12 protein-coding genes are annotated in these 13,029 nt (G+C 42.6%); 11 read left to right on the plus strand and 1 reads right to left on the minus strand.

What is annotated here, in order from left to right; genetic code table 11:
• Window positions 1-106: 106 nt before the first annotated feature.
• The 7 genes from RSX31_RS00965 to RSX31_RS00995 all read left to right on the plus strand — a co-directional run bounded on the left by RSX31_RS00965 (window position 107) and on the right by RSX31_RS00995 (window position 9,137).
• Entirely contained in the window at window positions 107-1,531 is a 1,425-nt protein-coding gene (locus RSX31_RS00965; protein WP_315632844.1) for a serine hydrolase domain-containing protein, read from the plus strand.
• 270 nt (window positions 1,532-1,801) lie between these two features.
• Entirely contained in the window at window positions 1,802-3,400 is a 1,599-nt protein-coding gene (dcuS, locus tag RSX31_RS00970; protein ID WP_315632845.1) for a DcuS/MalK family sensor histidine kinase, read from the plus strand.
• Complete coding sequence (locus tag RSX31_RS00975; RefSeq protein ID WP_315632846.1) at window positions 3,393-4,100, plus strand: response regulator; 708 nt, start codon at window positions 3,393-3,395, stop codon at window positions 4,098-4,100. Before dcuS ends, RSX31_RS00975 begins: the two co-directional genes overlap by 8 nt.
• A 123-nt stretch (window positions 4,101-4,223) precedes the next feature.
• On the plus strand, window positions 4,224-5,414 hold the full coding sequence (locus RSX31_RS00980; protein WP_315632847.1) for an NAD(P)-dependent malic enzyme: 1,191 nt from the start codon (window positions 4,224-4,226) through the stop codon (window positions 5,412-5,414).
• A 29-nt stretch (window positions 5,415-5,443) separates the two neighbouring features.
• Entirely contained in the window at window positions 5,444-6,766 is a 1,323-nt protein-coding gene (locus RSX31_RS00985; protein ID WP_282138138.1) for a 2-hydroxycarboxylate transporter family protein, read from the plus strand.
• A 70-nt stretch (window positions 6,767-6,836) separates the two neighbouring features.
• Entirely contained in the window at window positions 6,837-7,742 is a 906-nt protein-coding gene (locus tag RSX31_RS00990) for an AEC family transporter (RefSeq protein ID WP_148993341.1), read from the plus strand.
• Window positions 7,743-7,886: 144 nt separating this feature from the next.
• On the plus strand, window positions 7,887-9,137 hold the full coding sequence (locus tag RSX31_RS00995) for a YeeE/YedE family protein (RefSeq protein WP_148993342.1): 1,251 nt from the start codon (window positions 7,887-7,889) through the stop codon (window positions 9,135-9,137).
• A gap of 54 nt (window positions 9,138-9,191) precedes the next feature.
• On the opposite strand, the gene RSX31_RS01000 is transcribed toward RSX31_RS00995, so the two are convergent.
• The gene (locus RSX31_RS01000; protein WP_148968393.1) at window positions 9,192-9,749 is read right to left on the minus strand and encodes a helix-turn-helix domain-containing protein; all 558 of its coding nucleotides are present in this window, start codon (window positions 9,747-9,749) and stop codon (window positions 9,192-9,194) included.
• 103 nt (window positions 9,750-9,852) lie between these two features.
• Between RSX31_RS01000 and RSX31_RS01005 the strand changes: the two genes are divergently transcribed.
• The 4 genes from RSX31_RS01005 (at window position 9,853) to RSX31_RS01020 (ending at window position 12,986) form a co-directional block, all read left to right on the plus strand.
• Complete coding sequence (locus tag RSX31_RS01005) at window positions 9,853-10,575, plus strand: AzlC family ABC transporter permease (protein ID WP_148993344.1); 723 nt, start codon at window positions 9,853-9,855, stop codon at window positions 10,573-10,575.
• Window positions 10,568-10,879, plus strand: coding sequence for an AzlD domain-containing protein (locus tag RSX31_RS01010; RefSeq protein ID WP_148968395.1), 312 nt, complete (start codon window positions 10,568-10,570; stop codon window positions 10,877-10,879). Before RSX31_RS01005 ends, RSX31_RS01010 begins: the two co-directional genes overlap by 8 nt.
• Window positions 10,880-11,174: 295 nt before the next feature.
• Window positions 11,175-12,446 (plus strand): M48 family metallopeptidase, encoded by a 1,272-nt coding sequence (locus RSX31_RS01015; RefSeq protein WP_187443474.1) that lies wholly within the window; start codon window positions 11,175-11,177, stop codon window positions 12,444-12,446.
• Window positions 12,447-12,665: 219 nt separating this feature from the next.
• Entirely contained in the window at window positions 12,666-12,986 is a 321-nt protein-coding gene (locus tag RSX31_RS01020) for a hypothetical protein (protein WP_315632851.1), read from the plus strand.
• Window positions 12,987-13,029 lie beyond the last annotated feature (43 nt).

The raw sequence follows: 13,029 nt of genomic DNA on the forward strand, positions 1-13,029 counted from the left end.
CATTAAGATAGTCCCTAAGCCGTTAGAGAGAATATTTATTTAATGGTAATTTTATGTAAATAGTATGTGGGATCCAAAGACGGGTTTGTAAGGGGGAGTTCAGGTTTTGAGAGAAGTACTGGTAGCATTATGCTTGTTTTGCCACATCATTTTTTCTTTTCAATTCCATGCAAGGTCAGAGAGTAATAATCAAGTGGAACTTTTAGACAAGTTTATGATTGAATCGATGGAGGAATATGGGATTCCCGGAGCTTCTTTAGCGATTATTAAAGATGGAAAGCTTATGTTTCAACAAAGTTGGGGGGAACAAAGGAAAGGGACTCCTGTCACGAAGGATACGGTGTTTACGATAGGTTCTATCAGCAAGCCTTTAACTAGCCTTGCAATCATGAGGTTGGTGGATGATAAGAAGGTTGAACTTGATCAGGAGATTGACTGGTATTTGCCTGCCTTTCATTACAATAAAAATGGATATGATAAGAACATCACCGTTAGGAACCTATTAACACATTCGAGTGGAATCAGTTCTTATGATGGGTTGAAAATTGCAGATCGTAATCTGCGAGGACAAAATGCAATAGATGTTGCGGTTCAAAAGCTGAATAATGTTCATTTGAATAATGAGCCGGGGGGAGTGCATCAATACAGCGCTGCGAATTATTTACTTTTAGGAAAAATCATAGAGAACGTCACAAACCAATCATTTTCGGAATTTATGGAAGATGAGATATACAGTGAGATTGGGATGGATCGGACCGTATCGAATTTCGAAGGAGCTAAAGTATTGGGTTATCAGCCCGGTTATCAATCATGGTTTGGAATGCCCATGAAAAGTAAAGGGTTTTTTGATGATGGTGGGGCCCCATATGGTTACATGGCCTCTACAACGGATGATATGTCAAAGTTTATTGAATTTATGCTGGACGGTGGTGAGATCTTATCTAATGATTCATTCGATACTTATACTTCACCCCATCATCACAGAAAGGAAGATATGTATTATGGACTGGGCTGGAGAATCTCCACTGAGGTTGATAATTCTTATTATTTTCACGGCGGTGAAACACCTGATTCCCGGGCTGAATTATTCATAAACCCCGAACAAGACTATGGATTTATCCTTCTCACAAACAAAAACAACTTCTCTGAAGTCCTTTCAACAGTTTGGATGAGGGAAGGAATCAAGATGATTGTGGAAGAGGGGAAGTCCCCGGAAGTGCAGCAGTTGAATCATCACATGCAATGGAGCACTTTAATAGTAACTCTTTTTCTTCTACTATTATCAACCTGGAACTTAAATCGACTAATAAAGAAAACCCATATTAAGTCGAAGGTATGGATATTCATTGGAGTGCTATCTCTACTGTTATCAATTATTATGATTCCACTTATAATCTATCTGTTCAACTCACCTTGGAATACAATCAGTCTATATGCACCTGTTACCGCTATTTTCATCAAGGTTTTAGTTGGCATACTGGCAACGTATGGAGTTCATTTGTTATTGGTAGTTTATTTCAAAAAAAGTTAAGATGGCATTTAAGATATATTCTTTGCAATTAAACAAGATAATGTTATTTCAATTGATGAAGAATTGCTTCAAATTCTCAGGTGCTCGAATGATAATACAAGAAAGCAGAACATAGTAGCAACTAAAAAACGATATAACAAACAAATGAAAATCTTCATATATACCAGGAGGTTCCAACTCGGAGCCTCTTTTTCATAGGTCCTTTTTAAAAACCAAAAATCATGTAAAATAAAATAAAGAATCATATTAAAAAACACTGGAGTGACTCCTGTGAAAAAGAAACAGCTTAAACTAAGTACCATCATCATTCTCTTTGTGTGTATTGTTGTCCTGGTATCACTTTTGATAACTGACTTGCTTATTTCCAGGACGATCAATGACAACATTGAGTCTAATATTGAAGAAAAGGCGAAAATCGTTTCCCGGACCGTCGCTCATTCCACGATTGTAAAGAGCGGTTTAGAAGGAGAAAGTGTAGATCGAATTCAAGAATACACCCAAGATATCCAGAAATCAGCAGAGGTTCTGTTTGTAGTGGTCATGGATATGGAAGGGATACGTAAATCTCACCCTGATCCCGATCGCATCGGCAAGCATTTTGTCGGCGGGGACGAGAAAGATGTACTCCAAGGGAAGGAAACATTGTCTATTTCAGAAGGGACTTTGGGCAAATCCGTCAGGGCATTTTCTCCTGTATTTAACAATGAAAATCAACAGATAGGGGCTGTCGCAGTAGGGATTTCCCTGGGTAGCGTGGAGGAAGCATTGGACCGGAGTCACCGGAATATTTTAGTGGGATCCATGATCGGGATTATTGTTGGAATCATTGGGGCGATTGTTATAGCCAGATACATAAAGAAAATTTTATTCGGGTTGGAGCCGATTACGATTGCGAAAATCTTGGAAGAGCGGAATACGATGCTCCAATCGGTACATGAGGGGGTGGTGGCAGTCAATAAAGATACGACCGTCTCATTAGTGAATAAATCTGCCCTGAAAATATTTAATAAAGCGGGACTAAGCTCGGATCCGATTGGAATGCCCATCAAAGAATACATGCCACACACCAGGTTGGAAAGAGTCATCGCAACGGGGAAACCTGAGCTTGACGAGGAGCAAACGATCAATGGAGTATCGATCCTGGTAAACCGTGTTCCGTTAATCGTCAATGATGAAGTAGTCGGAGCAATCTCTACCTTCCGTGATAAAACGGAAGTGAATCAATTAGCAGAGCAGTTAACGGGTGTCAAATCGTATGCGGAAGCGCTCCGGGCCCAGTCGCATGAATTTATGAATAAGATGCATGTGATTCTCGGATTGGTGAAGATGAAGGATTACAATCATTTAAATCGCTACGTGAAAGAGCTTGTTTCCTTACGGGTCGATGAAGTGATCACGGTGACGTCGAAAGTGAAGGATCCTGCATTGGCTGGTTTTATCATGGGGAAACTGAGCTATGCGAGGGAACAGAACGTTGCATTGACCATTGAATGTCACGACTTTGTCCCGGAACCCAAAGATCCTACTGTTACACATGAACTGATTACCGTGATCGGAAACCTATTGGATAATAGTATTGAAGCAACGACAAATAGTGATGAAAAAGAAGTGCTGATGGAGTTATTCTATCAGGACGAGCAACTTGAAATGGTCGTGACAGATACAGGAGAAGGAATGGTGGATGGAATGGTAGAGGATATCTTCACCAAAGGATACTCTTCTAAAGGGGATGGAAGAGGATACGGTCTCTTCTTAGTGAAAGAAAGTCTCCGTAATCTGAATGGCAACCTGCACGTTGAATCAAAGGTAGGATCTGGAACGACAATGATTGTTCAAGCTTCATATAAGGAGGGGAAAAAAGGTGATTAATGTATTGATCGTGGAAGATGATCCGATGGTGGCCAGGTTTAATCAAAGGTATCTGGAAGAGATAAAAGGGTTTCATTTAATCGGTATTTCGAATTCGATTGAAGATGCCATGGTGAAAGTAAATGAGTATAAGATTGACCTGGTATTATTGGATGTTTATATGCCTGGGAAACGAAACGGGATGGACTTGTTAGAGCAAATACGGAAGGAACAGCGGGAGACAGATGTCATACTTATCACAGCGGCATCAGAAGTCGATAATATCCAGAGTGCCCTTCGCATGGGGGTAGTGGACTATTTGATCAAGCCTTTTGAATTTGAACGGTTTAAAAAAGCATTGACGACTTATCGGGAGAGTAATCGTATGCTTCAGAAGCAATCTACCATCGATCAGAGCGAACTGGATTTACTTTTACTTAGGGAAGTACAAGCCGGGGAGAAGTCACCCCTCCCTAAAGGATTGACGAGCAGTACATTATTGTCTATCTACGATGAGATTATGAGTTTTGAAGAACAGTCGTTTTCAACAGATGATATTGCAGACGTAACGTCGATTTCACGGGTGTCGATCAGAAAGTACCTCAGGTTTCTGAAAGATATCGGCGTGGTGGATGAGACCCTGATCTATGGTATTGGAAGGCCGGTCTATCAATATACATGGAACAAATTGAATAGCACACGAATTCAAACCTATTTGTAAGCAGCCCATCCGGCTGCTTTTTTTAATTTCAAAAGTCAAACAATAGTTTTATAACCTATGAAAAGATAAAGCGTTTTCATATGATGGGTATACATTGTAAGCGATTACGTTAGGAGCGATTGGATGACTCGAAAAAATTTAAAGGAAGAAGCATTATCCATACATGAATCCCATGCAGGGAAAATTGAAGTGGTGAGTAAGATTGATATTTCATCTGAAGAAGATCTTAGTCTTGTTTATACACCGGGTGTCGCCGATGTATGTAAGACGATAGCCGAGGATCCCCGACAAGCCAATACGCTGACATCGAAAGGAAACATGGTGGCCATCGTCACAGATGGTACAGCTGTATTGGGTCTTGGTGATATCGGTCCCGAAGCCGCGATCCCGGTCATGGAAGGGAAAAGTATGTTGTTTAAGAAGTTCGCCGGTATAGATGCCTTCCCCCTTAGTCTGGATACGAAGGATGTAGATGAAATCGTCACGATCATTAAGGCCTTGTCTCCTTCTTTTGGAGGGATTAATCTGGAGGACATTTCAGCACCGCGCTGCTTTGAAATTGAAAAACGGTTAAAGAAAGAGTTGGATATTCCGGTTTTCCATGATGACCAGCATGGTACGGCCATTGTCGTCCTGGGCGCATTAGTCAATGCGCTGAAGGTCGTAAACAAATCATATAAGAAAGTAAAAATTGTCATCAATGGGGCGGGGGCAGCTGGAATCGCGATTGCGGAACTCCTTTTATTTGCTGGTTATGAAGATATTACTCTCGTAAGTTTAGAAGGAGTCCTGTGCAAGGGGGAGAAATGGATGAATGCTACCCAAGAGGATATTACTTTACGCACAAACCTTTTAGGGGTGCGGGGTGAATTATCTGATGCGATAAAAGGGGCCGATGTATTTATCGGTGTATCGGGACCCGGAGCCCTCAAGAAAGAGTATATTAAAATGATGAATGAGCAGCCGATTGTGTTTGCCATGGCCAACCCCATACCTGAAATTTATCCGGAGGAAGCATTGGAAGCAGGTGCATCGATAGTAGGGACTGGGAGGTCGGATTATCCGAACCAGGTCAATAATCTTCTCGCTTTCCCCGGGATATTCAGGGGAGCTCTGGATGCGAAAGCAAAGGACATCACAATGCAAATGAAAGTAGCTGCTTCCTATGCCATAGCCGATGTGGTCAGTTCTTCTGAATTAAACCCTCAATATATTATTCCGAATGCGCTTGATCCCCGTGTGGCAGAAAAAGTCGGGGAGTCCGTGCGGAAGATTGCATGTAAAAAAAGCAAAGCAAACAGTTCAGTTTCATAATTATTAATACGACAAAGGGGATGAACAAGTTGGGACAAGCAGCATCAACACTTTCATATAAGAATGAGAAAACAAAAGAGAATGTGACGCTTACGAAAGATCGATCGCTTCAGATTTTCAACATGCCGATCCTTTGGTTCCTGGTCTTTACGGGCATCACGCTTGCAAGCTTGTATACGGAGAACCTTCCAGGGGGCATGATCGGAAGTCTCCTCGTCATGATGGTCCTCGGTGAATTATTCGGATGGATAGGAGATCGTACGCCAATCGTGAAGACGTTCCTCGGCGGAGGTGCTATCATTGCGATCTTTGGATCTGCTTTTATGGTTTATGCAGGTTTACTTCCGGAAGCCACCGTCACGTCCATGACTGACTTCATGAAATCAGGCGGATTTTTGAATTTCTATATTGCTGCATTAATCACTGGAAGTATCTTAGGAATGAATTCAAAGGTATTGGTTAAAGTGGGACTTCGCTATTTCCTACCGATCTTCGGGGCGGTAGCCGGAGCCGTGATAGTAGCGGGAATCTTTGGATCTCTTGTCGGATTTACCCTTCAAGAAGCCATCCTCGTCATTACCATGCCGATCATGGGTGGTGGAATGGGAGCGGGAGCCGTTCCCATGAGCCAAATCTATTCTGAGATGATGGGGAATGATCCGAGCTATTATATTTCAATGCTCGTGCCGGCACTGGCATTAGGGAATGTATTTGCCATCATTTTAGCATCGATTCTCGATATTATCGGAAAGAAAGTACCTTCCCTCAGTGGAAACGGTCAGCTTATGAAAGGTTTTACCTACGAAAAAACAAAGCAGAAGTATAATATTGAAAAGATGGGGGTAGGCTTACTCGCTGCCCTGACATTCTTCACGGTTGGAACATTGCTGGGATCTGTCCTTCCCCTTCATCCATACGCCATCATGATCATTCTTGTGGCCGCAGCGAAGATTTCAAACATGATCCCTCAAAACGTCGTAGAGGGAGCCAGTCAGTGGTATCAATTTGTAGCAAGCAATTGGACGTTCGCTTTATTATTCGGGATCGGTGTCGCGTACACCGACTTAGATACCGTTCTTGCAGCGTTGACGCTTCAATATATCTTGACCGTATTCGGAGTCGTTTTAGGAGCGATCCTCGGTGCGGCGATCCTTGGGAAAGTCGTTGGATTTTACCCGATTGAAGCAGCGATCACAGCGGGATTATGCATGGCGAATATGGGAGGAACAGGGGATGTTGCCGTGTTGTCAGCATCGAAACGAATGGAGCTTATGCCTTTCGCTCAAATCTCTTCCCGATTAGGCGGCGCATTGATCCTGTTGTTGGCCGGATTAATTATCCCGCTGTTGTAAATATGGTACACTTAGGCTTGACTCTTGTAGTCAAGCCTATCTTTCATTTTAATAGATTGTGGTGACGTAAATGGACGTAATATTAATTGTACTGCCTGCATTACTCGTCTTTGCCGTTGGATATATCGGCCAAAAGAAACTTGGTTTCGAGATCAATTCGATTTCGAAGATGGCCATTTACTTAATGTATCCATTTCTTGCATTCAAGACCTTTTACGAGAATGAATTGAATATGGATTATCTTTATATTTTTCTCTTTTGTATCGCGCTTTGTGTGATTTTGATTGTATCTATTAAAATAGTGGCTAAGTTTAGAAACTATTCAAAACCGAAAGTGTCGGCCATGATATTATCCGGGGTATTCATGAATAGCGGCAACTATGGAGTACCGATCATCCTATTTGCTTTCGGTGAGCTCGGTTTTCGCTATGCGGTCATTATGATGGTGATACAGTCATTTCTTATGAATACAATCGGCCTCTATTATGCTGTCAGTGGCAGTGATAAAAAGAGGGAAACGAGGGAAATTTGGATGAAGATCGTCAAGATGCCGATTCTGCATGGTGCTTTTCTTGGATTGGGCTTTCAATTGTTGCATCTTGATGTGCCGGTATTTATGAGTCAGACCATTGATCTGATTTCCCAGGCAACGATTCCTACGATTATGGTGGTGTTAGGGATGCAATTAGCCACATTGGGAGGGAAGAAGGTGGAAAGAGGCGCCCTTTCCTTTATTGTGATCATGAGAATGGTAGCTTCACCCATCATAGCTCTGGTCGTCGTTTCTTTCCTGCCTATTTCTACCATGTTGGGATCGATTCTCATTATTTTGGCAAGCATGCCGACTGCTGCTAATACTACGATGTTTTCATTGCAGTTCAATACAGAACCTGATTTAGTGTCGACAAGTACACTTGTCACTACACTTATGAGCATTGTGACGATTCCTATCATGTTAGCTCTTGTATCCTTATAGAAGCGTAGCTGCTTGAGATTCTCAAGTAGCTTTTTTAAATAGAAGAAAGTAAGTGGAAGTCTATCTTTTTGACAACAGCCTTCGAATCTATTACTATTGTAAAATAAATTCCAACCAATTCAATAAGATTAAGGAGGATTATGCATGGCGGGCTATGTTCAACCGATTAATGAACAAAAGGGTCCAGAGAAAGCGAGTACCGAATTGAACCCCCCACAGACTTCTTTAGTGGCAGGCGGTTTAATCGTTACAGTGATTCTTGGGCTATATTTACTCTTTACACAAGAAATTGCCCAAACCGTATTATTGGTTCTGGGGCTGTTGTTAGGATATACATTATTTCATGCAAGATTCGGCTTCACCTCTGCCTTCCGCAGAGTGATGTCTGTAGGGAACGGGCAGGCATTGCGGGCACATATGGTGATGCTTGCCGTTGCCGTAACGTTATTTGCTCCGATTCTTGCGACAGGGTTTACATTCTTTGGCGGAGAAGCGGCAGGTTATGTATCACCAGTTGGGGTAAGTTTACTGGTAGGTGCCTTCCTGTTTGGAATTGGGATGCAGCTTGGAGGAGGTTGTGCTTCAGGTACGCTATACGCAATCGGCGGCGGCCGCTCCGTTATGTTTATCACATTGCTATTCTTTATTGTCGGTGCCACAGTAGGAGCCTATCATCTTCCATTTTGGACAGAGGAAATGCCGTCCTTTAAACCTATTTCATTAGCAACTTCTACCGGATTAGGTTATTTTGGGGCGTGGGTCATTTCGATCTTATTCTTTGGCTTCATTGCGTGGATTACACTGCGGGTCGAGAAGAAGAAAAAACCGCCCCGCATGGCGACACTTCCAACATCAAAGGGATGGAAACGAATCTTCCGTGGATCTTGGCCCCTTATCGCAGCAGCGATTGTATTGGCTGTGTTAAATGCCCTCACTCTCATGACACGGGGGAATCCTTGGGGAATCACTTCTGCCTTTGCTCTATGGGGATCAAAGGTTGCCGGAATGTTCGGGGTCGACGTGGCGAGCTGGGGCTACTGGACAGGAGCCAATTCTGAAGCTCTTCAAGCATCGATCTTTGCTGATTCCACAACGGTATTAAACTTTGGCGTCATCCTTGGAGCATTCCTTGCATCTGCTGCAGGTGGCCTGTTCCGTTTTAATAAAATCACTGGGAAAAATGCCATGGCGTCCGTCATTGGTGGACTGCTGATGGGGTACGGTGCCCGTTTGGCATTCGGATGTAACATTGGTGCTTACTTCGGAGGGATTGCTTCCTTCAGTCTTCACGGTTATATTTGGGGAATTCTTGCCCTTGGAGGTACGTTCCTGGCACTTTATCTTCGTCCGATGTTCGGATTGTCTGTGCCGAAACCAAAGGATACATTTTGCTAGATGGATAGTTTGAAAAATCCTGCATGTAGTTACACATGCAGGATTTTTTTGGGATTATTCACCGCCATAATAAATAACCATCTGGCACACAGTTGTTTCTCCTGAATCATTTACATATTCATGCCCGGAGTCTGCGGCAAAACGAATCGAACTTCCTTCTGTCAGCAGGTAGGTTTCTTCGCCAATCTTAAGAGAAATTTTCCCTGACAGTACCGTGATGTATTCCTCCACACCCTTCGTATGTCCTTCATTTCGATACGAGCAGCCCGGTTTCATTTCAACCCGGTAGCTTTCCCATTTTTTTAGGGGATCGAAAGGAAAGATGGGATAAACGATGTAGTTTCCGTTATCTTCAAGAACAGGCTGAACGTCTTGATAATGAATGATGGATATTTGATTGCTTGGCTTCTCAATCAGTGAAGAGAAGGATACCTTCAAGCCATTGGCGATCTTCCATAGAATCGCGACCGTCGGATTCGAATCACCACGTTCAATCTGACCGATCATCGCCTTGCTTACACCGGTGCGCTCTGCCATCTGCTCAAGGCTGAAGCCGCGCTCCCTGCGAATCTTTCGTATATTATCTCCAATTTGAATCGGGAAATTTTCCATGTTAAAAACTCCTCTTGTATACTATAACGTCTATATGTATAATATAATAAATTAACGAAAAATTAAAATAGTAAATTACTTCTATTATAAAGGATGTGAGAGGATGGAGGCACTGCTTTCTACGAAAAAAGTGAGTGATTTTCGCCTGGGGTTGCAGGGAGGACTCAGCATTGCCATTGGATACATGCCTGTTGCATTAACCTTTGGGTTATTGGCACGGACAACCGGCCTCACGGTCACGGAAACGGTACTGATGAGCATGCTCGTGTTTGCAGGGGCTGCCCAATACATATCACTGAGTCTGATTGCGGTTGGTACAGGTATTATTGAGATCATTCTTACAACGTTCATCGTAAACATCCGTCACTTCCTGATGTCGGCTTCTTTAAGTGAAAAGCTCGAGGAGGACCGTTTGTTTAAGAAGCTTTTTTATGCGTTTGGGATTACGGATGAAACCTTCACGGTAATCAGCGTCAAAGATGACAAGGTAAGAACGGGTTTTGCCGTCGGGGTGATGCTCATTTCATACGGGAGCTGGGTCGTGAACTCTGGTGTAGGCTATTTCATCGGGGAAATCCTTCCCGAATTTTTACAAGCGAGCATGACAATCGCTCTATATGCCATGTTTGTGGGACTTCTCGTTCCTTCTATGAAAAAAAGTGTGAAGGTAACGTTTTTAGCCGTAGTAGCCGGTGCGTTGAATAGCATCCTGCTTTTCACGACAAACCTTTCAAACGGCTGGTCGATTGTACTTGCTACCCTCGTTTCAGCCGTGATTGTGGAATTGGTGGTCATGATGAAGGGGGGAACGAGATCGAATGAATAGCGCGATTGTTTTGATGATCATCGGTATGGCGGTTGTCACGTATATTCCCAGAATGCTTCCTTTCCTCGTATTCAAAGGGAAAGAATTGCCTCCTTTCCTTCAAGGTGTATTAAAGAATGTTCCCTTCGCCGTATTGGGCGCTTTAATTTTCCCAAGCATTTTGTTGATTCAAGAGGGAAACCTTATGTTTGGAGCAGTAGGAACGGCAGCTGCATTTCTCATTGCCTTTCTGGGTGCCAACGTCATCCTTGTGGTGATTGGTGCGATTTCTGTTCTGTCTTTGTATTCGGTATTCTTGATGTAAGCCGCGACTCGGGTCGTGGCTTTTTTTGTTGGCTGGAAAGGAGCGGAGTGATGCTGAGGTATGTTGAATGTTGAAGAATGGCAGATAAATCTTTATAATGGCAGATAAAATTTTATTTTGGCAGATATAATGAAAATACGGCAGATAATTTTATTATATGGCACGTATATCCCCAGAGTGGCATATAAACGATTTTTCACATCAAGCCCGGCACTTTCACTGGCGTGTGTTTAGGTTCTAAATCTTTGGACAGGGTATTACATATAGTAATGAAGACGAGAAGGGAGGAAAAATGTTGGCTAAAAAATGGGCACTTCGTTCGATACTGGCTTATTTGCTATTAGGCTTATTTCTATATGTGTATTTATTCTTCTTGGCGGATTCTACTTTGCCTGACATGTACAAAGGAAGCAGTGCTGATCCGGCAACCTTTATGAATGGTAAAGAAATCATGCTGAGTGAGGATTTCTCGAAAATCAAGAATCTCCTGTTTTTCTTATCCACTCCTTACGAATGGTTGTTTTATTTCCTGATCCTGATACTCGGGGTCTCGCGTGTGTTTGAGAAGTGGGCGAGGGGAACGGTGAAAAATGGTTTCCTCCAAACGGCCATTTATTTGTTCTGGTTATCGATCGCTTCGTTCCTGGCGATTTTTCCACTGCAGTACATTTCGCATAGTATTTCGAAGAGCTATAATATTTCCACCCAGACGTTCTCCATGTGGATGAAGGATGAGATCACGGATTTCTGGGTGAATTACCTCCTCATGTTCATCATTGTATCGGTGTTATATGGATTGATGAAACGATTCAGGCAGCGCTGGTGGTTAGCGGCCTGGGCATTGTCGGTACCCTTTACGATTTTCATGATGTTCGTGCAGCCGGTTTTGATCGACCCGCTATATAACGACTTCTATCCACTGAAGGATAAAGCGTTAGAGGAACAAATCCTGACTCTTGCCGACAAGGCAAACATTCCAACGGACCACGTATTCGAAGTCGACATGTCGGAGAAAACGAACTCACTCAATGCTTATGTAACCGGAGTCGGATCCAATTCCCGAATCGTTCTCTGGGATACGACACTTGAAAAATTAACGGACAGGGAAATCCTGTTTGTGATGGCCCATGAAATGGCTCACTATGTGGAGAAGCACATCTATATCGGCATTGCCATATACCTGTTCCTATCCTTCTTTGGGTTATTCCTGACGGCCAAGCTGATGAGAGGCATCGTCGCCAATCATAAGGAGGACATGAAAGTATCGAGCGTGTCGAACTTGAGCTCATTACCTCTGTTCTTAATGATCACCTCCATGCTTCTGTTCACTGTCAGTCCCCTTAGCAACTGGATCTCCCGCTACCAGGAAACGAGGGCTGACCGATATGCAATAGAAATGACGGGCGACAAAGAAGCCGCCATCTCATCTTTCCAAAAGTTATCGAAGGTGGGATTATCTCAGGTCAATCCGCCTTTACTTGTGAAGGTTTTCCGTTACGGTCATCCGACGATGCTTGAGCGATTGACGATGCTTGAGGAGTATGAAAAGGAGAAAGATACAGAGTAAAGGAATGAAACTGACGAGATAAGTATTGGTACACCTTATACAGATTGAGAGTAAGTGAATGACAGGAAGGACGACTTGTGAAGGGAAGCGAGTCGTTTTTTTTGTCTATTTTTTACTTTTATTTTCTTTATTCCAAATTTTAGTGTGCAACCCTTATGAATGTGGTAAAATAAGGAATTAAATAATTGTAATTTTCTGTTTATTAAAACAGGCAGGGGGATGGGGAAAATCAAAAATCATAAAGTTTGGTTATTGTTTATTCGTTTTTTATTTACCGTTTTAGCGTTAATCGGCCTACCTTTTTTGAGTTATCTTGAAACTGGTCGCCCGATGATGGAGTGGTCTTTGATTATTGGGATATTAGTTACCCTGATCATTATCTATGTGAATGGAGACGGCTATTTTTACAAAAAGGGGCAGCATTTGATCACAGAAAATAAGAAAAGGTTTTATCATTCGATCTCTTTTTGGACAGCTTTCGTTTATACCGTCGTGGCATTATACCTTACGATTAAAATTTATGGGAATTTACTACATTAGATTTTCCTAGAATTGATTATAACATGCGATTAATAAACCGCCA

Source organism: Rossellomorea yichunensis (assembly GCF_032337515.1).
Lineage (GTDB): Bacteria > Bacillota > Bacilli > Bacillales > Bacillaceae_B > Rossellomorea > Rossellomorea yichunensis.